We start from the raw sequence: 25,920 nt of genomic DNA, 5'->3' as shown, positions 1-25,920 counted from the left end.
GTAGTGTATACTCATCCTAATTGGTTCTTGGTATTTATTTAGGTTTTTTTCGTTGAAAAAGCCTCGAAAGAACTAAAATCCTAGAAAAGAAAGGAGCCCTTATGGCTAAATATACTGAATTAGCTGAAGACATTCTCAAACACGTTGGTGGTAAGCAAAATGTCAATAGCTTAAAACATTGTGTGACACGTTTGCGCTTTGATTTGAAAGATGAGTCTAAAGCAGATGATGACTACCTTAAGAACCGTGACGGTGTTGTTACTGTTGTTAAGGCAGGTGGTCAATATCAGGTGGTTATCGGTAACCATGTCCCTGATGTTTATGCGGAGGTTCTCCAAGTTGGCGGTCTTCCAGCAGGTGGTAGTCTTGATATTGATGAAGGTGATGCGCCTAAAGGGAATCTCTTTGACCGCTTTGTATCTTTGGTTTCAAGTATTTTCCAACCTTTCCTTGGACCTTTAGCTGCAGCGGGGATTATCAAAGGGATAGTTGCTATCATGGCAGCTTGTGGCTTGTCAGCTGCAACGAGTCCTATGTATGTCATCTTTAATGCAGCAGGAGATGGTTTCTTCCAGTTCTTGCCAATCTTAATTGCTTTGACATCTGCTCGTCGTTTCAAGGTTAATGAGTTTACAGCTATTGCGATTGCAGCGGCACTTGTTTATCCTGATATTGCTACGCTGGTGACTGCTCTTCAGAAAGCTGGTCAAGGTCATGTTCTAGGAGTTATTCCATTTGCGCTTCCTGCAGGTGGCTATCTCTCAACTGTAATGCCTTCTATCTTGGCCGTTTGGGTGGCTTCATACATTCAAAAATTCTTTACCAAGATTACTCCAGATGTCATTAAAGTCTTCGTAGTGCCTTTCTTTACATTACTCATTACTGTCCCATTAACATTCTTGGTGGTAGGACCAGTTGCCAATACTTTCTCTGATGGATTGACAAGCCTTTTCCAAGCAATCATGAATTTTAGTCCGATTGTCTTTGGTCTTATACTTGGTATTTTGTGGCAAGTCTTGGTTATGTTCGGAATGCACTGGGCGCTTGTTCCTCTTGCTATCTTAGATGTGGCAACAAACGGAAGTTCTACTATTCTTTCAGCGGCTATCCTTCCATGTTTCACGCAAACAGGTGTGTTGGGAGCTATCATGCTTAAAACGAGAGAAGAAAAAGTCCGTACCATCTCTATGCCAGCCTTCATTTCATCTATTTTTGGGGTTACAGAACCTGCTATCTATGGGGTAACCCTTCCAATGAAAACGCCATTCTACATTTCATGTGGTGTTTCAGGACTTATGGGGGCTGCCATGATGGCCCTAGATATTAAGACGTATTCAATAGGTGGTCTGGGTGTCTTTGTCTTCCCAAGCCTTATTGGACCTGACGGTAATCTTTCTAAAGTTATCATTGCCATTATCATTGCCATTGTGGGTGGTGTTCTTGCCTTTCTTATCCAACTCTTTGTACGAGTACCAAATCTATACGGTGGTGGAGCAGCTAAGGTTGAAGAAAAAGCTGAGGAAGCTGCACCTGCTCCTAAAGAAATGCAACAAAAAATTATTGCAAGCCCACTCATCGGGAATGTCGTACCACTTGACCAAGTGCCTGACCAAGTCTTTGCTTCAGGAGCTATGGGTAAAGGTATCGCTATTGATCCTACTGATGGGGTAGTGGTCGCACCAACTAAGGCAACGGTGAATTTAGTCTTTCCTACTGGTCATGCGATTGGTTTGACAACTGAAAATGGTGCAGAACTTCTCATCCATATTGGTATGGATACTGTTTCTCTTGCTGGAAAAGGGTTCAAGACCTATGTAGAAGCAGGGGATGTCGTAGAAGCGGGTCAAAAACTTATAGAATTTGACCTAGCAACTATCCGAGACGCTAAATTACCAGTTATCACACCAGTCATTGTAACCAATACAGCTGACTTTGATGATGTCTTAACAACTAAAGAAGCTCGTGTTAACACTGGTGATTATCTCCTCACCGCTGTTAAATAAAAAAGAAATCCGAGAATCAGCTTCTCGGATTTTTGTTTATTTGAATTTGTAGTCTTTAACGACTTCAACGGAATTGACCGTTACATTTTCTTTTGGTTTGCTATTGTCATCAACTTCAAGGTTAGCAATAGTATCAACGACATCCATGCCTTTGATGACTTGACCAAAGACGGTATATTTGGTATCACCAGCTGGGTAACCACCTTTTTTGTAGGCGTCAATGATAGGTTTTGGATAGCCAGCATTTCCTAGCTGTTTGCTTTGATCATCCTTGTTTTGAACAATGTAGAATTGGCTGCCGTTTGACTCTTTAGCACCGGTATTAGCCATAGCAAGTGCGCCACGGATGTTGTATAGGAATGGTGTAGGCTCAACAGCGAAACCTTTCTTCCAGATAGATTCTCCACCAGTACCGTCACCCTTAGGGTCACCACTTTGAATCATGAAGTCCTTGATGACACGGTGGAAGGTAAGACCATCGTAGTATTTGTCCTTGGCATGTTTCAAGAAGTTTTCAGAAGCCTTTGGAGCAAGTGTAGGGAAGAGTTTGACTGTGATATCACCCTTTGAAGTATGGAGAATAACTTCAGCTTCGTCCTTACCGACCTTGTCAGACAACTGTGGAAAGGCATCTTTTCCAGATTTTTGGGCTTTTTCTAATTGTTTAGTGAATATCTTATTATCAACATAAGCATCTCCACGAACGGCGCGTGCGATGTTCTCACGAAAGGCAAAACCTAGGCCTGCGATAACAAGTACAATAATTAATGGAATGTACTTTTTAATGTTTTTCATATATAACTCCTTTGGTGCATTATACCTACTATTGTAGCAGAAAAAAACCTTTTGGGAAACGGTTAACAGAGGTCTTTAAATATGGTAGAATGGGATTATCAACAAGAAGATGAACAATGGGACTAGATATAGGAAAAAGGTTGCCTCAGGCTAAAAGGTGAGGGCTGACTTTTGGAAGGACGCATGCTACTTGCTCTTATCAGAGATAGGTGTCTAAATCCTAACTATAGAAAACTTTGCTAAGCTGAAGGGACCTCTTGTTTGGATTTCTTGAAAAAAGGAGATTTTTATGTCAACTAAAGCAGAATGGGCTGAACTCTTTGAGTCGGTACATGGGCGTAAGCCTAGCCCCCAAGAATTTTTGGATGCTAAAGCAGCTGACTTTGATACTAGCGCTTTGACTGCTCAAACAGCATCTGTAGAAGCACCAGCTAATGAACCTGTCGCTACTGAAAAAGTCACAGAACAAGATGACATCGCAGATGTGGCTGAAACAGCTGAAGATGCTGTCGCAGAACAAGCAAGCAGTGAATCACCAGTTGGTGCAGAAGCTTTCTCAGAAGTACCTGTGCAACAGCCAACCCCACAGTTTGATTCAAGCATGTTTGAAAAGGCACCTATCTCTTCAGCTCAAGGATTTGGAACAGTTCCTAATCCAGCAGCAGCTGGCTCAGCAGATAAACCTCTCTTCAATCTTATCTTGCCAATCGTTGCGATTGCACTTTCAGTAATCTTTGCAATCTTGGCATGGTTCGTAAGTCCTGCTTGGTTCTTTATCATCTTGACAGTTCTCGCAGTTGCAGTGGCAGTTGTTTCACTTGTCTTTAGCCTTAAATCAAGCAAGAAATTGCTTTCAATCATCGCAACAGGTGTTGCTGGTCTCATGCTCTTTGTTTCTATTGGTGGTTTGATTTTCCAAATCTCTCAAAACGCTAGTGACAACACAAGCTCAAGCAAGACATCAAAAGTTGCTGATAAAGATGATGATGACAAAAAAGATGATGACAGCGATTCAAAATCAGATTCAAAATCAGATTCTAAATCTGATTCAAAAGGTGACAGTACTGATGTCAACGACTACATTGACAAAAATGCTAAATTTGATTGGAATGAATCTAAGTTCAAGAAGTTGAAAGCAGGTAAGGATACCGTTAAGTCTATCATCAAGACTTATGGTAAGGCTTCTGATGCACAAATCTCTGGCGATGAGATGAAGTTGAATTACTCTGGTAAAGACTATGGTGAAAGTGTTTACCTAAACTTTAAGAAACAATATGACGGTACATTTATCTTGTCATATGCTTCAGGTAGATTCCCTCAAGATAAGGTAGAAGTTGATCGCTCTTACAAAGCTGATTGGACAAAAGAACAGTTTGATGCTCTCACTAAGGGTGATTACACTGATCCATCAAACGGTACGAAACTTGAAGATATCGTTAAGGATCACCCTAAAGCTTCAAGTGCAGAATACACAATCTCAACATCTCGTCAAGGTGAATTCAAAAAAGAAATGAGCATTTCTTATAGTGACTATGAGGCTGGAGATGGTAAACTCAAGAGTGTTTACTTGTCATTTGATACCAAAGAAGATGACGATACGTTCTACCTTACTTATAAATCAGGTCCAGATGGCGAGGATTAATTAAGGAACAGGAGGGGAAACCTTCCTGTTTTTTCTTGATAAAAGGAGAAAACTATTGAGATTTTTAAATTATACATTCGAGCAAAGTCAGTCTCTTGTCACTAAGGAGACCGTAGAAAAGCTCAATCAAAAAGGAAGCTGGAAACGATTTATTGGCTTGTTTATCACTTCAATTGTTATTTATTTCTTCTCTATTATCACACCCATGTTTATAAAAGGATTGACGCTTGATCAAAATCCAACATTTTCTTGGATTCAGTGGCCAATCATTCTTTTCTATGTAGTCATGTATTTGGTCTATCTTTTCTTTTCAATTAAGAACAGAAGAAGCCCGATGAAACTAAAATTTTGCACCTACTTTTACATGGTAGTCTTACTCGCTATCTTTACAGTATGTGCCGGAATAATGATGATGACACGACGAAATATTGTCAGTATACTATCGGGAGCTATGTTTCTTCTTTCCATTTATTACTTGATTCGAACGGTTCCCCGTAAACTGAAAGAAGCTGTTCAAAATCAGACAGAGTTTAGCCCCATGGTAGCACTTGTGACTGAAAAGATTTCGGATGGTTTAGTCTTTTTAGGTGGAACCGGGATTACAGGTGCCCTTGTGCTCTTTGACCGCTCCACTGGAAGTGATACTAGAGGGAGCATTGATGCGGTGTTGATGCCTATTATACCTGCCATATTTGTCTTTGCGACTTATGTCTTTTCCATTGATTTGCTACGAGGTTATTACCTCTTCAAATACTCTGAGCAATATAGAGAGCAGTTTGGCTACTCAGCTAAGGATTGGTATGGAGAGAAGTCGAAGGAGTATAGGAGGATACAGGGCTAAGTTGTGGTTAAAGTAATGTATGAAATTGCTGGCAAAATGCTTGAAGTTAAAACAATTTTAAACCGTATTGGAGGATAAAATGGAAAAACAAATTAATGAAAAAATTCGTGAGATTGCTCAGAGTGTTAATGAAGAGGGGAAAAATGAGTATATCTACAATCTCTATATTCCAAAGCAATATAATTTTCCTAATAATACTGAAATTATAGATATTGAAAAAATAATTGAACAAATTAAAGGGAATCTTCCAAATCAAGGGGTAATCTTAAATGACTAACATAACATTTTCACAAGTTCAAAAGAGTTTTCACAAGAAGTTGGTGTTAGACATTCCTGATTTTCAAGCAGATTCAGGTGAAATCTTCTCCATCGTTGGTGGCAATGGTGCCGGTAAGTCGACTTTTATCAAGCTCTTGGCAGGGATTTTTTTGCAGGATAAGGGCGAGGTTCGTGTCTATGACGTTTCTAATCGCTCCAAGAAAATCCACTCGCTGGTCAAGTTTGTCTTGGAGAGCGGGCAGGGGTTGTACAGTTATTTGACAGCTATGGAGAATCTCCAATATTTTCTAAGCTTGAATGGGATTGCCTTGTCTCATATCAAGGCAGAGGTGGATGTCTTGTGTGACCAGCTGGCTTTTACCCCTTATAAGGACACGCTGGTTTCAGAACTGTCCCAGGGCAACCGTCAAAAATTGACCTTAATCTTAGCCTTGGTGCAAAAACCGAAAGTACTCTGTTTGGATGAGCCGACCAATGGGCTAGATTTGCTAGCAAAAAAACAGCTGATGACTCTTTTGCAGGATTATGCTCGTCACCATCAAGCCAGTATTTTTATCACCAGTCATGATGCTAGTTTTATCGAGAAGGTCAGCACTCGGGTGGTGGTAATTCAGGAGGGGCGGCTTTATCGTGAAGGAACCTTTGAAGAGATTTTTGGCAATGTCCACCAGCATGAAGTCTATCACTTGCTGTTAGATAAGAGTGCAGAAAGTGTACTGAAACAAAGATTCCCTGAGCTGGACTACAAGGTGCTTGACGGTGGGATTTCGGTAGAGACCAGAAATCCAGACCTTTATCGGCTATTGCTGGAAGAAACAGAAGTCTTGCAGTTCACCCGAGAACCTGCCTCTTTGGAAGATTTGCTTTATGAGGTGCTCAAATGATGCTAGCAGCTATTGGGCGAGAGTTTAGTCGCCAACTCAGTGAATACAAACAGTTCAAAGTCAATCTTCTCTTTGCCAATCTGGGAATTTTCTTTCTAATTACGGGTTTTCTGACCTATTTTGACAGCCAGCAAGATACTTTTGAGCTGTTTATCTTGCTTTTTACTTGGTATTTTTCTAGCCACAGTATCACCCATCCAACCTATTTTATCGAGGATGAGATTGCAGACCGCACCGTTATCAACGTGATTCAGAGTCGGCGGAGCATATTTGGCATGCTTTTTATCAAAATTATCGTACAGATTTTGTTGGACTTGGTCAAGGCCATTCCTTTGTTTTGCTTGGTTGCCTTGGTTCAGCAGATTGCCTTTCCTACTGACTGGGTCGATACATTTGTTACCTTTCTTCTGTCCTTTGTGGTTATTGCGTCCCTTTATGGTCTAGGCTTTCTCTTTGCCAGTTTTTCCTTTGTCTTTACAAAAATTTCCAGTATTACTAGCCTCCTTGCTTACGGGATTCTCTTTTTGGTTGGTTTTCAGGAACAATCGAGTCATTTGATTGCTACTTTAACTCGTTTCTTGCCTTTCCATCTCTTGGTGAGTTTTATCCGCCAGCCAAGTTGGTTCGTTCTTTTATTATTACTGGGATACGGTTTGATTTACTGGCTCTTGGGTTACTTGTGCTTTCAAACTTGTTTGACCTATGCCAAAAAGAAGGGAAGTTTGTTCCATGTATAATGAAGTGAAGCGATTTTATCTCTTTCGCAGGAGACGCTGGGCGGATACCCTGTTTGACACCCTCTACCACGTCATTTTCATTCTTGGTTTTTATAGCCTTTTGAGGGGAAATTCTGACTTTCAGTTGTCCTATTTCTATTATTATTTCATCTTGACCCATGTGGTCTCCTTGGGTAATGAAGAGTTGGAGTACGAGATTCGGTCTGGGCAATCTTTTGGCACCCAGTATGCTTTGCAATCAGTGTATAGAATTTACCTGCAACGAGCAGTGATTTACTTTGTTTGGTTGTCTTTGATCTTCTGGATTGCTCTGCTTTTGATTCATCAGGGTTTACCAACTCGCTTTTCTTTGAAGGTCATCAGTTTCCAAGGACTGTTCGTGGTACTGATTGGTTTCCTGATTTTCCTCGGCTATTATCTTGTCATGATTCGACTGACTATCCGCTTCCAACGAATTTCAGTCTTGGTAGATTTTCTAAACACCGTGCTCTTATTCTACTCAGGACTCGTCTTTCCAGTGGTGAGTTTTGGGAATTTGAAGAAATTATTTGATGGGATTATAAGAAATTAAGGATTCTTTTTCAATGCAGAGTCCTTTTTCTATTGAAATCTTCTTTTAATTCCTATCCTCTGAGACGGTGAAGGTGATATACTCCCACTTACAGTGGACAGTGAAAATACTATAATTCACTAGAAGTGAACTGCCCCAAAAAGTGTGACAGAGAAAATCAAACTTTAGGATGCAGTTTTTTTTCGACTTTCATCCATTTTCTATGAGATAGCTTGTCACTTAAGCACCTAAGGCAGTCTAAAAAAATTATCTCTTATATCCGACCTTATTTTCATAAGACCAGATTAAAGTATGATAAAATAAAGAAAAAGAGATAAAGGAGTCAGCTATGGCAACTAGAGAAGAATGGGTGCGTCACTTTGAGGACGTCAATGGTCGTAAACCAAGTCCTGAGGAGTTTATGGAAGCTAAGAAAGAGGGCTTTGTCATCGCTTCGGAGGAATCAACTGTCCAAGTGTCTGAGCAGGTTGAGGCTCAGCAGGTGGATAGCTCTGAAGCTACTGAAGAGGTGTCTGCTGACTCAGTAGCAGATACGCAACTAGACGAAGCTCAGGTGGCATTAGAGGAGGAAGCTCCTAAGCCAATGCCTGAGTTGAATATGGAGAAAGAGCAAGAAAAAGAAACCCCAAAGACAAGTCAGATACCTTTGGAAAACCCTTATTACAAGCCAAAAGTAACCAAGAACAATGCTTTTGTTAATATTGCTTTGCCAATCATTATTCTAGTTTTGGGGATTCTATTTGTCATTTTGTCTTGGACACTTCCTATCGGTTTTGTCTTTACCTTCCTTGCTTTCTTCCTTATCATTTTGGCTATTGTGACTTTGGTTTTGAGTCTGAAATCGACACGCAAGGCACTATCTATTATTGCCCTAGTCATGTCAATCATCTTCTTTATGACTTCGCTTGCTGGAGCAGGTTATCAAGCGGTGAAATATGTCATGAACCATGCTGAACAGTTCCAAAGTGACGGTCGCAACAGAGCTTATCAGTACATTGATGAGAATTATAAGTTTGACTGGACTGAGGATCAGTTTAAGGAGTTGAAGGTTGGTACTTTGACATTGGACGAGGTCTTGGATGCTCACGGTAAGGCGACTGATGCCGAGTATAGTGATGCTTACGAGGAAGATAAACCAGATTTACTAGATCTTACCTATAGAAAAGAAAATACAGATGGAAACAACTATGTTCGTTTGACTTTTGAGATAAAAGACGGTGTCTATGTTTTGAAATCTGCCTCAGCAACCTTCGACTATGATAAGGTCAAAGAAGTCGATGACTATCATAGCAACTGGACAAAAGATGACTATGAAAAGTTGGCTGTAGGTACACAAGCTGATTTGCTTAAGGGGACACGACTTTCTGAAGTGGTTGAAAAACACCCAGAGGCTAGCTTCACTTATCATGAAATGACACAAACTGAACAGGGCGATCTCACTCAGTCAGTGAGTCTTAGCTACCGTGATTATAATCCAGAAAATGGTAAGGTAGATACTGTTCGTTTGACCTTCGACTATGACAAACGTGAAAACGAGTACTTCTTGACAGATAAATCAGACGAATAGGACTACTTTGTTAGTCATTCAAGCTCAGGGTTGCCTGGGCTTTTTAGTATCAACAAAAGAGGATAAAATCTGGTATAATAAAATTGATTGATTTTTCAAGAAAGAAGTGTCACAGATGAACATACAACAACTACGTTATGTCGTAGCCATTGCCAACAGCGGAACCTTCCGTGAGGCAGCCAGCAAGCTCTTTGTGAGCCAGCCTAGCCTATCAGTGGCTATCAAGGATTTGGAGCAGGAGCTGAATTTTCAAATTTTCACCCGTACAACGACGGGGGCTGTCTTGACCAGTCAGGGTATGACCTTTTATGAGCGTGCGCTTGAGGTGGTACGCAGTTTTGATAGTTTTGAAAATCGCTATCTCAATGCTTCTGAAAAGGGTAACCAGTATTCGATTGCCAGCCAGCACTATGACTTTTTGCCACCTTTGATTACGACTTTTTCAGAGCGTTACCCTGATTACAAGGATTTCCGTATCTTTGAGTCTACGACCATTCAGATTTTGGATGAGGTAGCCAAGGGACACAGTGAGATTGGGATTATCTATTTGAATCGTCAAAATAGCAAGGGAATCCAGCAAAATATGGACAAGCTTGGGCTTGAGGCTATTGATTTGATTCCGTTTAAGACGCACATTTATCTCCGTAAGGGGCATCCTCTGGCTAAAAAAGAAAGTCTGGTCATGGAGGACTTGGCGGCCTTGCCTACGGTGCGTTTCACTCAGGAGAAGGACGAGTACCTTTACTATTCTGAGAACTTTGTGGATACGTCAGATTCGTCTCTTATGTTTAACGTGACAGACCGTGCGACTTTGAACGGTATCTTGGAACGTACGGATGCTTATGCGACGGGGTCTGGCTTCTTGGATGCACAAAGTGTGAATGGGATTACGGTGATTCCGCTTGAGGATAATTTGGATAACAAGATGGTTTATGTCCGTCGTAAGGGGATTAACTTGTCGTCTTGTGCTCTCAAGTTTGTCAATGTTATGTTTGACTACTTTGATACATACAAACCATAGGAGGATTTATGCGTAAGGTTGCGATTCCTTTGGCTATTCTAGCTCTGATTGGTTTGGATCAGTGGGTCAAGCATTGGGTTGTGGCAAATATTGCCCTTAACCAAGTTATCAAGGCTATTCCTGGATTTTTCAGCTTGACCTATCTACAGAACCGTGGTGCTGCCTTTTCGATTTTACAGGATCAGAAATATTTCTTTGTGATTTTGACGGTTCTAGTGATTGGTGCGGCTCTGGTTTATCTGGTTAAGAATTATCAGAAGAGTCTTTGGCTGGTGCTATCTTTGGTGTTGATTATCTCAGGTGGTATTGGTAACTTTATTGACCGTCTGCACTTGGGTTACGTGGTTGATATGGTTCAGCTTGATTTTATTGATTTTGCGATATTTAACGTGGCAGACTCCTATCTAACGGTGGGCGTGCTGCTCTTGATTTTAATCTTATGGAAAGAGGAAAATGAAAGTCATCATTAAAGAGGCGGGAAACCGTCTGGACAAGGCTTTGGCAGATTTGACAGAATTGTCACGTAGTCAGGCCAATGAAGCAATCAAGGCTGGGACAGTCTTGGTTAATGGTAAGTCGGCAAAGGCCAAGTATGCGGTTAAAGAGGGTGATGTCATTACCTATGAATTGCCAGAAGAAGAGGTCTTGGAGTACAAGGCTGAGGATATTCCTTTGGATATTATCTACGAAGATGCGGATGTGGCAGTGGTCAACAAACCTCAAGGTATGGTGGTCCATCCCTCAGCTGGTCACACGTCTGGTACCTTGGTCAATGCCCTGATGTATCATGTCAAGGACCTCTCTTCTATCAATGGTGTGGTTCGTCCAGGAATTGTCCACCGTATCGATAAGGACACGTCAGGTCTCCTTATGATCGCTAAGAATGATAAGGCCCACAATGCTTTGGCGGCGGAGCTTAAGGATAAGAAGTCCCTTCGTAAGTATGTGGCTATCGTGCATGGCAATCTGCCTAACGATCGAGGCGTGATTGAGGCTCCGATTGGGCGCTCAGACAAGGACCGCAAGAAGCAGGCGGTTACAGCTAAAGGAAAACCTGCAGTTACACGATTTACCGTTCTTGAACGTTTTGGCAACTATACCTTGGTAGAGTTGCAACTGGAAACAGGTCGCACGCACCAGATTCGTGTGCACATGGCTTATATCGGTCACCCAGTGGCGGGAGATCCTCTTTATGGGCCACGCAAGACCCTCAAGGGCCATGGCCAATTTCTACATGCCAAGACCCTTGGTTTCACGCATCCTACGACTGGAGAATTGGTCGAATTTACAGCGGAAGAACCTGCTATTTTCAAGGAAACCTTGGAGAAGCTGAGAGAAGCTTAACAGTTATTAAACGGATAGTCTTTCTTGGGAGAGGCGTCCGTTTTTTTCTTGTAAAAGAGTCTGAAATTTGCTATAATTTACCTAATTAAATAAGTCCTTTAATCACTGTCCAGAGAGGCAGGCAAGGAGCCATGAGAAGTGTACGGGTGAACTGTACTCATATTTTTGTGTATCTCCTTGTTTTCGAGGGGATTTTTTTGTATTTAGAAAGGTTCTTTTTATGAAGAAAAAAGAGATCGTCGATGACGTAACCATGAAACGTGCCATTACACGTATCACTTATGAGATTATTGAGCGTAACAAAAATCTCGACAAGATTGTCTTGGCTGGTATTAAGACACGTGGTGTTTATATTGCTCAGCGTATCCAAGAGCGCTTGAAACAGTTGGAAAACCTTGATGTGCCATTGATTGAGCTTGATACTAAGGCTTTCCGTGATGATGTTAAGGCTGAACAAGACACATCTGTTTTCCCTATTGAAATTGATGGAACAGATGTTATCCTTGTGGACGATGTGCTTTACACAGGTCGTACTATCCGTGCAGCTATTGACAATATCGTTAGCCATGGACGTCCGGCGCGTGTTGGTTTGGCTGTTTTGGTTGACCGTGGTCACCGTGAATTGCCAATCCGTGCGGACTATGTTGGTAAAAATATCCCAACTAGTGAGTCAGAAGAAATCGAAGTTTTGGTCGCAGAAGTTGATGGTAAAGATAGTGTCAACATTATCGATCCAAGCTAAGTTGGCTGACAGATAGTATGAAACGCCCTTCGTATCTTGTTAATTGAACGCGCCCTAAGCCTTGTGCAAAAAAGATAAATATTCTTAGGAGCTGGCGCTCCGTCATTATATTTCCTATTTTTGCTTTAGGCTTTATACGGGCTTTGTATCTTGTTAATTGAACACGGGACTCATTTCTTAGGAAAAAAGATAAGTCTCCTAGCACTCTTTGGAGTGCCTTGTCGACTTCCTATTTTTCTACAGAAATGTTTAGCTACGCTAAAACGTCCCTTTGTATCTTAATTTAAGGAGTCCTTTGATATCGTGAATAACGTAAAATATGATGTGAATGATATGCCAAAACCTGGTTTATTGGTTGGTTTGTCATTCCAGCACTTGTTTGCCATGTTTGGTGCGACGGTGCTTGTGCCGATTTTGGTTGGGATTGATCCCGCTATTGCTCTTTTCTCATCTGGTTTGGGAACTTTGGCTCACTTGACGGTGACCAAGTACAAAATTCCAGCTTACATGGGGTCTAGCTTTGCCTATATTGCGGCTATGCAGACACTTATGAAGACGGATGGAATTGCAGCGGTGGCTCAAGGTGCCATGGCAGGTGGTTTGGTTTACTTGCTTGTGGCTCTGATTGTTAAGTATGCGGGTAAAGACTGGATTGATAAGGTCCTTCCACCAATCGTGGTTGGTCCCATTATCGTGGTGATTGGTTTGAACCTTGCAGCCAATGCAGTCAATGATGCGACAACTTTAAATAAAAGCTATAGTATCTATGCTCTATTGATTTCGATGGTCACCCTCTTTGCGGTTATCCTCTTTAACATGTATGGCAAGAAGATTGTCGGTGTTATCCCAATTTTGCTTGGTTTAGTTGTGGGCTATATTTTCTCAGCGGTTCTTGGTTTGCTGACAGGACATAGTTTTATCAATTTCTCAGAGGTAGCTGCGGCACATTGGATTCAAGTTCCAAACTTTGACATTCCATTTGTGGATTATAGCTTTAAGCTCTACCCAAGTGCGATTTTGACCATGGCTCCGATTGCCTTTGTGACGATGACTGAACACTTTGGTCACGTCATGGTTCTAAACAGTTTGACTGAGCGTGATTACTTCAAAGATCCAGGACTTGACCACACCCTTACTGGTGATGGTTTGGCACAGATTATCGCTGGTTTCTTTGGAGCTCCTCCGGTAACTTCTTATGGTGAAAATATTGGGGTTATGGCCCTCAGTAAGGTCTACTCAGTTTACGTTATTGCGGGCGCAGCAGTGATTGCGGTCTTGATGAGCTTTATTGGTAAGCTATCAGCACTCTTGCATTCTATTCCAACTCCTGTATTGGGCGGATTATCTATTGCCCTCTTTGGAGTTATCGCTGCTAGCGGTTTGAAAATTTTAGTTGAACATAAGATTGATTTTGATAATAAAAAGAATCTCTTGATTGCTAGTGTTATCTTGGTATCTGGTATCGGTGGTTTGATGATTGACCTTGGTGGTCTTCAAATCACGGGTGTGGCAAGTTCAACCATTCTTGGTATCTTGCTCTATCAAATCTTGCCAGATCCTAAAAAAGGTAGCAAAGATTAGTCAATCAATTTAAAAGGAAAAACTATGGCGATTGCAGATGGAAAAGTGTCACTGAAACATTTGGTGACAATGGAAACCCTCACGAATGAAGAGGTCTTAGGCCTGATTCGTCGAGGTGGAGATTTTAAAAATGGCAGAGCTGATTTCCAGCTGGATCGACAGTATTTCACTGCCAATCTCTTTTTTGAAAATTCAACACGAACGCACAAGTCCTTCGAAGTGGCTGAGAAAAAACTAGGCTTGGATGTGATTGAGTTCGATGCTGGAACTAGCTCGGTGAACAAGGGTGAGACCCTCTATGATACGATCTTAACCATGTCTGCTTTGGGCGTTGACATCTGTGTGGTCCGCCACTCGGAAGTCGATTATTACAAGCAGTTGATTGATAGTAGAACTATTCAGACCTCTATTGTCAATGGTGGTGATGGTTCAGGGCAACACCCAAGTCAGTGTTTGCTTGACTTGATGACCATTTACGAAGAGTTCGGAACCTTTGAAAATCTTAAGATTTGTATTGCAGGTGACATTACGCATTCGCGTGTCGCTAAGTCAAATATGCAGATTCTCAAGCGTTTGGGAGCTCAGCTTTATTTTGCTGGTCCGGCAGAGTGGTACTCGAATGAGTTTGATGTTTATGGTCAGCATGTGGCCATTGACGACGTCATTGAGGACTTGGATGTTCTCATGTTGCTTCGTGTTCAGCACGAGCGTCATGGGGATGACAAAGGATTTTCAAAAGAAGACTACCATGCTCTCTATGGTTTGACTGAAGAACGTTATGCCAAGTTAGCTGATCAGGCGATTATCATGCACCCTGCTCCGGTTAATCGTGATGTGGAGATTGCTGATAGTCTGGTTGAGGCGCCTAAGGCTCGTATCGTTGCTCAGATGCAAAACGGGGTCTTTGTCCGTATGGCAATTATTGAAGCTATTTTAAATGGCAAAGCGTAAACAACGTTAACCGATTCCTGAGAGAATCAGACGAAAAAGAACATGGGCTAAATCTTTGAAAAGAGACATATCTTCCTAGAGGCTAGAGCCTCTCTGTCAGATTTGATTTTCATTCAGATTTTAACGCCCTTGTATCTTAGTGAAAGGAACAATTTACTATAATGGCAAAACGTTTACTTATTTTGGAAGACGGCACTATTTTTGAAGGTCAGGCCTTCGGTGCTGATGTGGATGTGACGGGTGAAATCGTCTTTAATACTGGTATGACAGGTTATCAAGAATCTATCACAGACCAGTCTTACAATGGTCAAATTTTGACTTTTACTTATCCACTTGTTGGTAACTATGGTGTTAACCGTGACGACTATGAGTCAATTAAGCCAACGACTAAGGGTGTCGTTGTGTCAGAGGCTAGCCGTCGTGCCAGCAACTGGCGTAACCAAATGACCTTGGATGAGTTTTTGAAAGCGAAAAACATCCCTGGTATCTCTGGTATTGATACACGTGCCTTGACTAAGATTATCCGTCAACACGGTACCATGAAAGCCACTTTGGCCAACCCTGGTGACAGTATCGAGCACTTGCAAGACCAATTGCGTGCGACTGTTTTGCCAACCAACAATATTGAGCAGGTATCAACTAAGACAGCCTACCCAGCACCAGGTGTTGGTAAAAATATCGTTTTGGTTGACTTTGGTCTCAAGCACTCTATCTTGCGTGAGTTTTCAAAACGTGATTGTAACGTGACTGTTGTGCCACATGATATCACTGCTGAAGAAATTCTCCACCTTAATCCAGATGGTGTGATGTTGTCAAATGGTCCAGGTAACCCTGAAGATGTACCGTATGCACTTGATATGATTCGTGGCATCCAAGGTAAAATTCCAATTTTTGGTATTTGTATGGGTCACCAATTGTTTAGTTTGGCGAATGGTGCCAAGGCCTACAAGATGAAGTTTGGTCACCGTGGATTTAACCATGCGGTTCGTGAAATTGCGACTGGTCGTGTTGATTTCACCAGCCAAAACCATGGTTATGCCATTGACCGTGAGTCACTTCCAGATTGCCTCATGGTAACACACGAAGAAATTAACGATAAGTCAGTTGAAGGTGTTCGTCACCGTGACTTCCCTGCATTCTCAGTGCAATTCCACCCAGATGCAGCACCTGGTCCACACGATGCTAGCTATCTCTTTGATGAGTTCTTGGAATTGATTGATGCTTTCCAAGCTGAAAAAGCACGTCGTTAATTGCAACTGTCTAGTGACTATAGTGGGGTGTGACTCTTGTTCTCCCCAGTCTACTACCTTATTTAATGACAACCAGAGAGTTGTCAAATAGAAAGGAGAAGATACAGGTTCACGGAAGTGAACACGCCCTAAGGACTGTGTGAAAAAGATAAACGGTGACTAGACGCTTGGGCGTCGTCGTCACGTTTCCTATTTTCACTGGGTCCTTAACGGGCTTTGTATCATAAATTATGCCTAAACGTTCTGATATTAAAAAAATTATGGTTATCGGGTCTGGTCCTATCATCATTGGTCAGGCTGCTGAGTTCGACTACGCTGGTACGCAAGCCTGCTTGGCCTTGAAAGAAGAAGGTTACAGTGTTGTCCTTGTCAACTCTAACCCTGCGACAATCATGACTGATAAAGAAATCGCAGATAAGGTTTACATTGAACCAATTACGCTTGAATTTGTTACACGTATTCTTCGTAAAGAGCGTCCTGATGCTCTCTTGCCAACACTTGGGGGACAAACTGGTTTGAACATGGCAATGGAATTGTCAAAAGCTGGTATTCTTGAAGAGCTTGGAGTAGAGCTTTTGGGAACAAAATTGTCTGCCATTGACCAAGCCGAAGACCGTGACCTCTTCAAACAATTGATGGAAGATTTGGAACAACCTATTCCAGAATCTGAAATCGTCAATACGGTTGAAGAAGCAGTTGCCTTTGCGACAGAAATTGGTTACCCAGTTATCGTGCGTCCTGCCTTTACCCTTGGTGGTACTGGTGGTGGTATGTGTGCCAACGAAGAGGAACTTCGTGAAATCGCTGAAAATGGCTTGAAATTGTCACCAGTAACACAATGTTTGATTGAACGTTCTATCGCTGGTTTCAAGGAAATAGAATATGAAGTTATGCGTGATGCCGCAGACAATGCTCTTGTGGTATGTAACATGGAAAACTTTGACCCAGTTGGTATCCACACAGGGGACTCAATCGTATTTGCCCCAACGCAAACCTTGTCAGATATTGAAAACCAAATGCTTCGTGATGCTAGCTTGAAGATTATCCGTGCTCTTAAAATTGAGGGTGGCTGTAACGTACAGTTGGCTCTTGACCCACATAGCTTCAAGTACTATGTTATCGAAGTAAACCCACGTGTATCACGTTCATCAGCCCTTGCCTCAAAAGCAACTGGTTACCCAATCGCCAAATTGGCAGCCAAGATCGCTGTTGGTTTGACACTTGATGAAATGATTAACCCAGTCACTGGTACAACTTATGCCATGTTTGAACCAGCTCTTGACTATGTGGTTGCTAAGATTCCACGTTTCCCATTTGATAAATTTGAACACGGTGAACGTCGTCTTGGTACTCAAATGAAAGCAACAGGTGAAGTTATGGCTATCGGTCGTAACATCGAAGAGTCACTTCTTAAAGCCTGCCGTTCACTTGAAATCGGTGTTTACCACAATGAAATGCCTGAACTTGCGGACGTCACAGACGACGCCTTGGTTGAAAAGATTGTCAAAGCTCAAGACGACCGTCTCTTCTACCTTTCTGAAGCCATCCGTCGTGGTTATACTATTGAAGAATTGTCAGAGTTGACTAAGATTGATATCTTCTTCCTCGACAAATTGCTCCATATCTTCGAATTGGAACAAGAATTGGCTACTCACGTAGGCGATGTTGATGTTTTGAAAGAAGCTAAACGTAACGGTTTCTCTGATCGTAAGATTGCTGATCTTTGGAATCAAACAGCTGACCAAGTTCGTGCGACACGTTTGGAAAATAACATTGTTCCTGTTTACAAGATGGTTGATACCTGTGCGGCTGAGTTCGAGTCATCAACACCATATTTCTACTCAACTTACGAGTGGGAAAATGAATCAATCAAATCTGATAAAGAATCTGTCATCGTTCTTGGTTCAGGACCTATCCGTATCGGACAAGGGGTTGAGTTCGACTATGCGACAGTTCACTCTGTGAAAGCTATCCAGGCTGCAGGTTACGAAGCCATCATCATGAACTCTAACCCTGAGACGGTTTCAACAGACTTCTCAGTTTCAGATAAACTTTACTTCGAACCATTGACCTTCGAAGACGTGATGAACGTTATCGAATTGGAACAACCTAAAGGTGTCGTGGTTCAGTTTGGTGGTCAAACAGCCATTAACTTGGCAGAGCCATTGTCTAAAGCTGGTGTGAAAATCTTGGGTACACAGGTTGCTGACCTTGACCGTGCCGAAGACCGTGACCTTTTTGAACAAGCCCTTAAAGACCTCGATATCCCACAACCACCAGGACAAACAGCGACAAATGAAGAAGAAGCGGTTGAAGCAGCTCGTAAGATTGGCTTCCCAGTTCTTGTTCGTCCATCATACGTTTTGGGTGGACGTGCCATGGAAATCGTTGAAAATGAAGATGACCTTCGTTCTTACATGCGTACAGCCGTTAAGGCAAGTCCGGACCATCCAGTCCTTGTTGATAGCTATATCATTGGACGTGAGTGTGAAGTGGATGCCATCTCTGATGGTAAGGATGTCTTGATTCCAGGTATTATGGAACACATCGAACGTGCAGGGGTTCACTCAGGGGACTCAATGGCAGTTTACCCTCCACAAACTCTCTCTAAGAAAATCCAAGAGACTATCGCTGATTACACTAAACGCTTGGCTATCGGTCTTAACTGTATTGGTATGATGAACATTCAGTTCGTTATTAAGGACGAAACTGTCTATGTTATCGAGGTTAACCCACGTGCCAGCCGTACGGTACCATTCTTGTCTAAAGTGACTGATATCCCAATGGCACAAGTTGCTACAAACTTGATTCTTGGTAAATCATTGGCTGAACAAGGTTACAAAGATGGTCTTTACCCAGAAAGCAAGCATGTCCATGTTAAAGCACCAGTCTTCTCATTCACAAAATTGGCTAAGGTAGATAGTCTCCTTGGACCTGAAATGAAATCAACTGGTGAAGTTATGGGTACAGATGCGACTCTTGAAAAAGCCCTCTATAAAGCCTTTGAAGCTTCTTACCTCCACTTGCCAACCTTTGGTAATGTCATCTTTACTATTCATGATGATACGAAAGAAGAAGCCCTTGATTTGGCTCGTCGTTTCGATGCTATCGGTTACGGTATCTACGCCACTGAAGGAACAGCTAAGTTCTTGAATGAACATGGAGTTCACGCAACGCTTGTTAACAAATTAGGTGAAAATGACGACAACGACATTCCAGCCCTTGTTCGTACAGGTAAAGCGCAAGCTATTATCAATACGGTTGGTAACAAACGTACTTATGACGAAGATGGAGCAGCAATCCGTAGCTCAGCTATTGAAGCAGGAATCCCACTCTTCACAGCGCTTGATACAGCAGATGCCATGGTGCGTGTGCTTGAAAGCCGTAGCTTTACCACAGAAGCTATCTAATTTTAAAACAGAGTCTCAGCATTGCTGGGGCTTTTTTATTGAAGGCACAGTTTTCTTTTGAGACTTTTCTTGGGTGATGGCGGACGTCAGCGATCTTCTTCGAAGTTCCATGACTAAGTTTTGAGACGTTCGGCTCAAAACTTCCGAACGCCTGAGACTAATTGCTTCAGGCGTTTTCATCACTGCCAAAAGTCTCGGTCTAAGCTGACTAGGTCCGCAAAATCTATTTCATATTTAAAAATAGTTTAATTATGTTCTGAATCTCAGCCTTGCTGAGGAGTTTTCTTACACAAATGTAAGCTAGAAAGTTAAAAATGAAAGCTAAGACCATGGTTTAGACTACTTAAATTCTGCTATACTAGAAACATGATTATTACGACATCTTTACGGGAAAACGAGTCCTTGATTGCGCGTGCCCAAGAACTAGCCCACGAGCTCGGAGCTGACTATCATCCTCGGCGCAAGTTGTCCTTGGCCAAATGTTTAGAGCGCTTTGGACCTTTCTATCTCCTATATAAAGACAGACTGTCTTTTATCAATTCGGATGCTAGTGAGTTGACCTTCCATCCAGATACGGCTGCTCTCAGGATTAAGGCCCCCCATGACGCTTTAGTCAGTCTTTTAGGTAAGTCTCCCAAGACTATTCTTGACACGACTATGGGTCTGGCTTCTGATAGCCTAGTGCTGGTAGCAGCGGGAAATCAGGTGACTGCCCTTGAGAGTCAAGATGTGATTTTTCAGGTGGTTTCTCGTGGTCTTGCCTCTTATCAGACAGATGATAAGCAGCTTGAAAAGGCCATGCGTTCTATTAAAGCTATTAAGAGCGATAGCTTGTCTTTTTTGAAGGCTCAAGCTGACAATTCCTTTGATATCATCTATGCCGATCCAATGTTTTCAGAGATCATCAAGGAATCGGAAAATCTAGAGGCTATCAAGCCTCTGGCCAATGGCAGCCGTCTGACAGAAGAATGGTTAAATGAGGCTAAGCGTGTCGCACGAGAAAAAATTATCATCAAGGCGCATTTTCGAGATACCGTTTTTGAGGAACTTGGGTTTGAACGTCAGATTCGCCCCAATCAAAAGCTGCACTATGGTGTCATGGATTTAAGCGAAGGCCATTGACACAGAAAGTTAAAAGTATTACAATTGTTTTATTTATACGATACAAAAGAAAAGAGAGACTTATGCGAAAGAAAATCAGTCCAAAGTTATTTAAAAATAAAAAAAGAGTTTGGATCATTGGAGGAATTGGCTTCCTTGTCCTTTTGGTCCTAGGATTTAACCTTTTTGCAGGTGGTGGCAAAGATGATAAGGCTTCCGAGTCCCCTACAGCAAGTAAGGTAACCAAGGGGCAGTTGGCCTCGTCCACCCTTCTGACTGGCATGGTGAAGGCTCAGTCGGAACAGTACGTTTATTTTGACAATACCATTGGACGCAATGCCACTGTGACAGTCTCTGTTGGTGAGGAAGTTAGCGTTGGTCAGCAACTGGTCCAATACGACAGTACCTCTGCCCAAGCAGCTTATGATACGGCTAGTCGTGCCTATAATAAGGCAGTTCGTGACCGTAATTATTTCCAACAGTATGGGACAGCTCCTGCGGCTTCGGCACAAACAAGTAGTGATTCGGATGAGGATGATTCGACGACTACCGTTAGCCCTCAACAGCGTCAGCAAACCGAGGCAAGTAATTACCAAACCTTGCAAGATTATAATGATGCTGTTGCTAACGCAGCATCAGAGCTAGAAAAGGCACAAGATGTCCTCAACCAAACGGTCATTGTTTCAGATGCTAATGGGACAGTTGTAGAAGTTGCGGACTCTGTGGATCCTGCTTCAAAAGAGAGCCAGACTCTAGTTCATGTGACCAGTGAAGGCCAATTTGAGATTCAAGGAACCTTAACAGAATATGACATTCCAAATATTTCAGTGGGTCAGAAGGTCAAGATTACTTCCAAAGTATACCCAGATCAAACTTGGACGGGGAAAGTCAGCTACGTTTCCAATTATCCTAAGCAAAATGCCAGTCAGTCAGCAGGTACATCTAGCAATTCAGGACAGACAGGCTCCCAGTATGAATACAAGGTTCAACTGACCAGTCCAATCGGCAAGCTCAAACAAGGTTTCAATGTCTCTCTTGAAGTGACCAAAGATGATGATTCCCTGTTAGTTCCAGTAACTGCTGTGACCAAGAAAGGCTCTGACAACTACGTCTGGGTTTACGATGACGAGAGTCAAAAAATCAAGCAAGTCAAGGTCAAACTTGGTAATGCAGATGCTAAGCAGCAAGAAATTGCATCAGGGCTTAAAGAAGGTCAAAAGGTTATTACTAAGGCTGAAAAATCCTTCAAGGATGGTGAGACACTAAAGGATGTGACGGATGCCGATAGCAAAAAATCAAAAGAGACTAGTGGAGAAGAGGTGAAGTCTAGTGACTAAGCCAGCTCTTATGGTCTTAAAAGGCATCACCAAGTCTTTCAAAAATGGTCAGGAGTCCTTGCAGGTCCTTAAGGGAATTGACTTATCAGTTGAAGAAGGTGACTTCGTGGCAATCATGGGTCCTTCTGGTTCAGGGAAATCAACCCTCATGAATATTATTGGACTTCTTGATCAACCGACTACAGGTTCCTATCAACTCGAGGGCGAGGATGTGGCTAATCTCTCTGAAAACCGCCTGGCCAAGGTAAGAAATGACCAGATTGGCTTTATCTTTCAGCAGTTTTTTCTCTTGCCAAAGTTAAGTGCCCAAAAGAACGTAGAGCTTCCCTTGATTTATGCGGGGAAATCTCCACGTGAACGTAAGCAAAGGGCACAACAATTCTTGGAAAAAGTTGGCTTGTCAGACCGTAGCCATCATTTGCCATCAGAGCTATCTGGTGGTCAGAAGCAGAGGGTGGCTATTGCGCGTGCACTGTCTAACGATCCGGCAATCATTTTGGCGGATGAACCTACGGGTGCGCTTGATACCAAGACAGGAACCCAGATTATGGATCTCTTAACCCAGCTAAACCGAGAAGGGAAGACCATTGTCATGGTTACCCATGAACCTGAGATTGCGGATTATGCCCGACGTAAGATTGTTATCCGTGATGGGGAAATCACCCAAGACACAACGGACAGCGTTCGGATTGACTAGGAGGTAAGAATGGAAAATTGGAAATTTGCTCTTAGTTCTATTCGTTCACACAAGATGCGGTCCTTCCTGACCATGTTGGGGATTATCATTGGTGTTGCTGCGGTAGTACTTATCATGGGTCTAGGAAATGGGATGCGTCAGAGTGTTACCGATAGTGTGACCGGTGATAAGGATACCGTTCAAGTCTACTATGAAGCCAAGGGTGAGGAGCTAGATCCAGCCTATGCGGACCTGTCACATCCGACCAAACCGGTTAAAGAAGTTTGGTTGGAGCAAGTGGCTAGGCAGACGCCTGGTATCGATAGTTATTTTGTGACCAACAGCCTAACTTCCTCTATCTCCCTCCAGAAAAAGACTGTGAAGAATGTTAATATCACAGGTGCCAGCCAGGGCTACTTTAAAGCTAAAAAGTTAGAGATGTTGACAGGACGTTCCTTGCAAGACAATGATTATAAAAACTTTTCACGAGTCATTGTCATTGATCAGATGGTGGCTAAAAAACTCTTTGAGTCGAATGAGGATGCCCTTAACCAAGTGGTTACTATTGGGAACAATGATTATCGTGTGATTGGTGTTTATAAGAATAAAGACACAGCAATCGGTGCCTATGGTGAAATTGGAACAGCTCTTGTGGCCAATACCCAGTTAGCAGCTGAAAATAACACCGATGCTATTGGTCAGATTTTTTTCCATGTGACCGATGTGAAAAATAGTAGTAGCGTTGCTAAGGATGCTGCCAAACGCTTGACCCAGTTGGCCCAAGATGACAATGGAGAATATAAGGCAGCAGATATGAGTTCGGCCCTAGAACAGGTGAATACGATTTTTGGAACCATTACCACCGTTGTCGGAGCTATTGCTGGCATTTCACTCTTAGTTGGCGGAATCGGTGTTATGAACATCATGTTGGTTTCGGTAACTGAGCGGACACGAGAGATTGGTCTTCGTAAGGCTTTAGGTGCCACACGTCGTAAAATCTTGACTCAGTTTCTGATTGAGTCCATGGTTTTGACCATCCTGGGAGGTTTGATCGGGCTAGGCTTTGCGGCCCTAGTCGTTGGACCAATTGGGAATGCCATGGAGCTTAAAGCGACAGTCTCTCTTGGCGTAGCCATGGGAAGCATCGCTTTCTCAGCAGCTGTGGGAATTATCTTTGGTCTCCTACCAGCTAATAAAGCTTCGAAACTCGATCCTATCGAAGCTCTTAGATATGATTAGACATCACCTCTTGAAATCTTTGGATTTTGAGAGGTTTTATGCTTTTAAAAAAAGATAGAGAAAAAAATAAAAAAATTTGCATTTTTTTCTTGACGTCTGATTTAGGTCATGATATTATAAATGAGGTTTGAAAAAACTGACCTAAGACAGTTGGGGAGTTAAACTCATAAACATCCAACCGAGGCACAAAACGTAACTATTTTTTTGTAACGTATTGTACTTTCGTGTCTAGGTTTAGGTACGATTTTTTTGTGCCTAGCCCAAAAATAAAAACGGAGGTAAAACTACTAATGAGTGAAGCTATTATTGCTAAGAAAGCTGAACAGGTTGCGATTGTCGCTGAGAAAATGAAAGCTGCAGCATCTATCGTTGTTGTTGACTCTCGTGGACTTACAGTTGACCAAGATACAGTTCTTCGTCGTAATCTTCGTGAATCAGGCGTTGAATTTAAAGTTATCAAAAACTCAATCTTGACTCGTGCAGCTGAAGAAGCAGGTCTTGAAGACCTTAAAGGACTCTTCGTTGGTCCATCTGCAGTAGCATTCTCAAACGAAGATGTTATCGCACCAGCGAAAGTTATTAGCGAATTTGCTAAAGACGCAGAAGCTCTTGAAATCAAAGGTGGTGTTGTTGACGGCGCGTTCACTTCAGTCGAAGAAATCAACGCTCTTGCATCACTTCCAAACAAAGAAGGTATGCTTTCTATGCTCCTTTCTGTACTTCAAGCGCCAGTGCGCAACGTTGCATACGCTGTCAAAGCGGTTGCAGAAAGCAAAGAAGACGGTGCTGCGTAAGCCCATCTTCACAACTCGTAGCCTAAGCTACGTTTAAAAAATTATATTAAAAAACACATTTGGAGGAAATCACAATGGCATTGAACATTGAAAACATTATTGCTGAAATTAAAGAAGCTTCAATCCTTGAATTGAACGACCTTGTAAAAGCTATCGAAGAAGAGTTTGGCGTAACTGCTGCTGCTCCTGTAGCTGCTGCTGCAGCTGGTGCTGCTGACGCTGGTGCTGCTAAAGATTCATTCGACGTTGAATTGACATCTGCAGGCGACAAAAAAGTTGGCGTTATCAAAGTTGTACGTGAAATCACAGGCGAAGGTCTTAAAGAAGCTAAAGCTATCGTTGACGGTGCACCATCAGTTCTTAAAGAAGGTGTTGCTGCAGCTGAAGCTGAAGAAATCAAAGCTAAACTTGAAGAAGCTGGAGCTTCAGTTACTCTTAAATAATAAGGTAACGACTCAAGTCGCTTAATAAAGAAAACCAGGGCAAAAGCTCTGGTTTTTTATTGCAATAAACGATTATGAGAAACTGTTTGAATTAATAGGTTCCCTACCAAAAAACTGCCAAATTTATTTTTGGCAGTTTTTTTGTTTTTCTATTTTAAACTGGTTTTGTTCATTTTCAATATGTGCTGTAATTATCACATATTGGTTTTTACTAATATAAAATATTTTTGGATCATATCTAAATGTTAAGTAAGTATGTCTTAGTCCAGCGCCATTTCGAATAAATAATTTTAGGTAAGAGTAATCCTCATTATGTTCTATATTTATGATTTTTCCTCTTGCAATAACTGTATTCCTTCTTCTATTTTTTATCTGGGAATTGACATGATTCATCATTTATTATCTCCTTATTTTCAATAGTCAATTCTTCACAATGAAAATCTGATTCATTATCTGTTTTAGCATCATACCCAAATAGCAGAGTAGGGGGTGAATCACGTCTTCCGCCCTCTAAGTAATCTCGTTCGTGTTGTGTAAGTTTTTCATTTAATTCTGTATCATGACGAATAATATTATCAAGACCATCATTTTAAATAGACGCTAAAAATAGAAGATGTTGTCCTTTTATGACGAAAAAACTACAGTTTATGACTTCAATGAAACTTTAGTTGTCTTTATATTATACTAATCTTGTAAATCATAAGAAAAGGAA

23 protein-coding genes, 1 pseudogene and 1 other annotated feature are annotated in these 25,920 nt (G+C 42.0%); of the genes and pseudogenes, 22 read left to right on the top strand and 2 right to left on the bottom strand.

From position 1 onward, the window contains the following. The first annotated feature begins 101 nt into the window (after positions 1-101). Positions 102-2,003, top strand: coding sequence for a beta-glucoside-specific PTS transporter subunit IIABC (locus H7T98_RS02230; RefSeq protein WP_175061670.1), 1,902 nt, complete (start codon positions 102-104; stop codon positions 2,001-2,003). 36 nt (positions 2,004-2,039) lie between these two features. Here H7T98_RS02230 and H7T98_RS02225 read toward each other — a convergent pair whose 3' ends face one another. Then, positions 2,040-2,798, bottom strand: a complete 759-nt coding sequence (locus H7T98_RS02225; RefSeq protein WP_175061671.1) for a peptidylprolyl isomerase — start codon at positions 2,796-2,798, stop codon at positions 2,040-2,042. Between the two features lie 289 nt (positions 2,799-3,087). On the opposite strand from H7T98_RS02225, the gene H7T98_RS02220 reads away from it, so the two are divergent. The 21 genes and pseudogenes from H7T98_RS02220 (at position 3,088) to rplL (ending at position 25,208) form a co-directional block, all read left to right on the top strand. After that, the gene (locus tag H7T98_RS02220; protein WP_201042670.1) at positions 3,088-4,440 is read left to right on the top strand and encodes a hypothetical protein; all 1,353 of its coding nucleotides are present in this window, start codon (positions 3,088-3,090) and stop codon (positions 4,438-4,440) included. A gap of 334 nt (positions 4,441-4,774) precedes the next feature. Beyond that, entirely contained in the window at positions 4,775-5,281 is a 507-nt protein-coding gene (locus H7T98_RS10165; RefSeq protein WP_260319148.1) for a hypothetical protein, read from the top strand. A gap of 79 nt (positions 5,282-5,360) precedes the next feature. Next, a pseudogene (locus H7T98_RS10255) lies at positions 5,361-5,474 on the top strand (TIGR01741 family protein); the annotation flags it as partial. Between the two features lie 76 nt (positions 5,475-5,550). Further along, positions 5,551-6,444, top strand: a complete 894-nt coding sequence (locus H7T98_RS02205) for an ABC transporter ATP-binding protein (RefSeq protein WP_038675501.1) — start codon at positions 5,551-5,553, stop codon at positions 6,442-6,444. After that, complete coding sequence (locus H7T98_RS02200) at positions 6,441-7,181, top strand: ABC transporter (protein WP_201061163.1); 741 nt, start codon at positions 6,441-6,443, stop codon at positions 7,179-7,181. Before H7T98_RS02205 ends, H7T98_RS02200 begins: the two co-directional genes overlap by 4 nt. Then, positions 7,174-7,752: a hypothetical protein gene (locus H7T98_RS02195; protein WP_201061161.1), complete on the top strand. Its 579-nt coding sequence runs from the start codon at positions 7,174-7,176 to the stop codon at positions 7,750-7,752. The genes H7T98_RS02200 and H7T98_RS02195 overlap by 8 nt, the downstream gene beginning before the upstream one ends. A gap of 328 nt (positions 7,753-8,080) precedes the next feature. Then, a complete protein-coding gene (locus H7T98_RS02190) occupies positions 8,081-9,319 on the top strand; it encodes a CD20-like domain-containing protein (RefSeq protein WP_201061159.1) in 1,239 nt (412 codons plus the stop codon). A gap of 115 nt (positions 9,320-9,434) precedes the next feature. Beyond that, positions 9,435-10,340, top strand: a complete 906-nt coding sequence (locus tag H7T98_RS02185; RefSeq protein WP_004183016.1) for a LysR family transcriptional regulator — start codon at positions 9,435-9,437, stop codon at positions 10,338-10,340. An 8-nt stretch (positions 10,341-10,348) separates the two neighbouring features. Further along, complete coding sequence (lspA, locus tag H7T98_RS02180; protein WP_201061157.1) at positions 10,349-10,810, top strand: signal peptidase II; 462 nt, start codon at positions 10,349-10,351, stop codon at positions 10,808-10,810. Then, the gene (locus tag H7T98_RS02175; RefSeq protein ID WP_201061155.1) at positions 10,794-11,684 is read left to right on the top strand and encodes an RluA family pseudouridine synthase; all 891 of its coding nucleotides are present in this window, start codon (positions 10,794-10,796) and stop codon (positions 11,682-11,684) included. The genes lspA and H7T98_RS02175 overlap by 17 nt, the downstream gene beginning before the upstream one ends. A gap of 220 nt (positions 11,685-11,904) precedes the next feature. Continuing rightward, on the top strand, positions 11,905-12,426 hold the full coding sequence (gene pyrR, locus H7T98_RS02170) for a bifunctional pyr operon transcriptional regulator/uracil phosphoribosyltransferase PyrR (protein WP_002886175.1): 522 nt from the start codon (positions 11,905-11,907) through the stop codon (positions 12,424-12,426). A 303-nt stretch (positions 12,427-12,729) separates the two neighbouring features. Continuing rightward, positions 12,730-14,007, top strand: coding sequence for a uracil-xanthine permease family protein (locus H7T98_RS02165; RefSeq protein ID WP_201061153.1), 1,278 nt, complete (start codon positions 12,730-12,732; stop codon positions 14,005-14,007). 24 nt (positions 14,008-14,031) lie between these two features. Beyond that, complete coding sequence (locus H7T98_RS02160) at positions 14,032-14,958, top strand: aspartate carbamoyltransferase catalytic subunit (protein WP_183136244.1); 927 nt, start codon at positions 14,032-14,034, stop codon at positions 14,956-14,958. A 161-nt stretch (positions 14,959-15,119) separates the two neighbouring features. Next, positions 15,120-16,208: a carbamoyl phosphate synthase small subunit gene (locus H7T98_RS02155; protein ID WP_014634037.1), complete on the top strand. Its 1,089-nt coding sequence runs from the start codon at positions 15,120-15,122 to the stop codon at positions 16,206-16,208. A 230-nt stretch (positions 16,209-16,438) separates the two neighbouring features. After that, positions 16,439-19,618 (top strand): carbamoyl-phosphate synthase large subunit, encoded by a 3,180-nt coding sequence (gene carB / locus H7T98_RS02150; RefSeq protein ID WP_201061151.1) that lies wholly within the window; start codon positions 16,439-16,441, stop codon positions 19,616-19,618. Positions 19,619-19,984: 366 nt separating this feature from the next. Further along, positions 19,985-20,740 (top strand): class I SAM-dependent methyltransferase, encoded by a 756-nt coding sequence (locus H7T98_RS02145; protein WP_201061142.1) that lies wholly within the window; start codon positions 19,985-19,987, stop codon positions 20,738-20,740. A gap of 62 nt (positions 20,741-20,802) precedes the next feature. Further along, a complete protein-coding gene (locus H7T98_RS02140) occupies positions 20,803-22,056 on the top strand; it encodes an efflux RND transporter periplasmic adaptor subunit (protein ID WP_201061139.1) in 1,254 nt (417 codons plus the stop codon). Between the two features lie 10 nt (positions 22,057-22,066). Beyond that, positions 22,067-22,753 carry an ABC transporter ATP-binding protein gene (locus H7T98_RS02135; RefSeq protein WP_207185601.1) on the top strand — a complete coding sequence of 229 codons (687 nt, stop codon included), beginning with the start codon at positions 22,067-22,069 and terminating at the stop codon, positions 22,751-22,753. Between the two features lie 9 nt (positions 22,754-22,762). Next, positions 22,763-23,971: an ABC transporter permease gene (locus tag H7T98_RS02130; RefSeq protein WP_201041609.1), complete on the top strand. Its 1,209-nt coding sequence runs from the start codon at positions 22,763-22,765 to the stop codon at positions 23,969-23,971. Positions 23,972-24,093: 122 nt separating this feature from the next. Then, positions 24,094-24,230 (top strand) — a sequence feature (ribosomal protein L10 leader region). 31 nt (positions 24,231-24,261) lie between these two features. Beyond that, positions 24,262-24,765 (top strand): 50S ribosomal protein L10, encoded by a 504-nt coding sequence (gene rplJ, locus H7T98_RS02125; protein WP_004183007.1) that lies wholly within the window; start codon positions 24,262-24,264, stop codon positions 24,763-24,765. 74 nt (positions 24,766-24,839) lie between these two features. After that, complete coding sequence (rplL, locus tag H7T98_RS02120; protein ID WP_002886110.1) at positions 24,840-25,208, top strand: 50S ribosomal protein L7/L12; 369 nt, start codon at positions 24,840-24,842, stop codon at positions 25,206-25,208. Between the two features lie 123 nt (positions 25,209-25,331). Here the strand turns inward: rplL and H7T98_RS02115 are convergent, their stop codons facing one another. Next, the gene (locus tag H7T98_RS02115; RefSeq protein WP_201041608.1) at positions 25,332-25,604 is read right to left on the bottom strand and encodes a hypothetical protein; all 273 of its coding nucleotides are present in this window, start codon (positions 25,602-25,604) and stop codon (positions 25,332-25,334) included. Between the last annotated feature and the right edge of the window lie 316 nt (positions 25,605-25,920).

The sequence above is a fragment of the Streptococcus sp. 23.2 genome, from assembly GCF_016648665.1.
GTDB lineage: Bacteria > Bacillota > Bacilli > Lactobacillales > Streptococcaceae > Streptococcus > Streptococcus salivarius_E.
This window is presented reverse-complemented; position numbering and strand designations above follow the sequence as displayed.

Coding starts and splice junctions, on each gene's coding strand:
- H7T98_RS02230 (WP_175061670.1), top strand. CDS start 102: ATGGCTAAATATACTGAATTAGCTGAAGACATTCTCAAACACGTTGGT.
- H7T98_RS02225 (WP_175061671.1), bottom strand. CDS start 2,798: ATGAAAAACATTAAAAAGTACATTCCATTAATTATTGTACTTGTTATC.
- H7T98_RS02220 (WP_201042670.1), top strand. CDS start 3,088: ATGTCAACTAAAGCAGAATGGGCTGAACTCTTTGAGTCGGTACATGGG.
- H7T98_RS10165 (WP_260319148.1), top strand. CDS start 4,775: ATGAAACTAAAATTTTGCACCTACTTTTACATGGTAGTCTTACTCGCT.
- H7T98_RS02205 (WP_038675501.1), top strand. CDS start 5,551: ATGACTAACATAACATTTTCACAAGTTCAAAAGAGTTTTCACAAGAAG.
- H7T98_RS02200 (WP_201061163.1), top strand. CDS start 6,441: ATGATGCTAGCAGCTATTGGGCGAGAGTTTAGTCGCCAACTCAGTGAA.
- H7T98_RS02195 (WP_201061161.1), top strand. CDS start 7,174: ATGTATAATGAAGTGAAGCGATTTTATCTCTTTCGCAGGAGACGCTGG.
- H7T98_RS02190 (WP_201061159.1), top strand. CDS start 8,081: ATGGCAACTAGAGAAGAATGGGTGCGTCACTTTGAGGACGTCAATGGT.
- H7T98_RS02185 (WP_004183016.1), top strand. CDS start 9,435: ATGAACATACAACAACTACGTTATGTCGTAGCCATTGCCAACAGCGGA.
- lspA (WP_201061157.1), top strand. CDS start 10,349: ATGCGTAAGGTTGCGATTCCTTTGGCTATTCTAGCTCTGATTGGTTTG.
- H7T98_RS02175 (WP_201061155.1), top strand. CDS start 10,794: ATGAAAGTCATCATTAAAGAGGCGGGAAACCGTCTGGACAAGGCTTTG.
- pyrR (WP_002886175.1), top strand. CDS start 11,905: ATGAAGAAAAAAGAGATCGTCGATGACGTAACCATGAAACGTGCCATT.
- H7T98_RS02160 (WP_183136244.1), top strand. CDS start 14,032: ATGGCGATTGCAGATGGAAAAGTGTCACTGAAACATTTGGTGACAATG.
- H7T98_RS02155 (WP_014634037.1), top strand. CDS start 15,120: ATGGCAAAACGTTTACTTATTTTGGAAGACGGCACTATTTTTGAAGGT.
- carB (WP_201061151.1), top strand. CDS start 16,439: ATGCCTAAACGTTCTGATATTAAAAAAATTATGGTTATCGGGTCTGGT.
- H7T98_RS02145 (WP_201061142.1), top strand. CDS start 19,985: ATGATTATTACGACATCTTTACGGGAAAACGAGTCCTTGATTGCGCGT.
- H7T98_RS02140 (WP_201061139.1), top strand. CDS start 20,803: ATGCGAAAGAAAATCAGTCCAAAGTTATTTAAAAATAAAAAAAGAGTT.
- H7T98_RS02135 (WP_207185601.1), top strand. CDS start 22,067: ATGGTCTTAAAAGGCATCACCAAGTCTTTCAAAAATGGTCAGGAGTCC.
- H7T98_RS02130 (WP_201041609.1), top strand. CDS start 22,763: ATGGAAAATTGGAAATTTGCTCTTAGTTCTATTCGTTCACACAAGATG.
- rplJ (WP_004183007.1), top strand. CDS start 24,262: ATGAGTGAAGCTATTATTGCTAAGAAAGCTGAACAGGTTGCGATTGTC.
- rplL (WP_002886110.1), top strand. CDS start 24,840: ATGGCATTGAACATTGAAAACATTATTGCTGAAATTAAAGAAGCTTCA.
- H7T98_RS02115 (WP_201041608.1), bottom strand. CDS start 25,604: ATGATGAATCATGTCAATTCCCAGATAAAAAATAGAAGAAGGAATACA.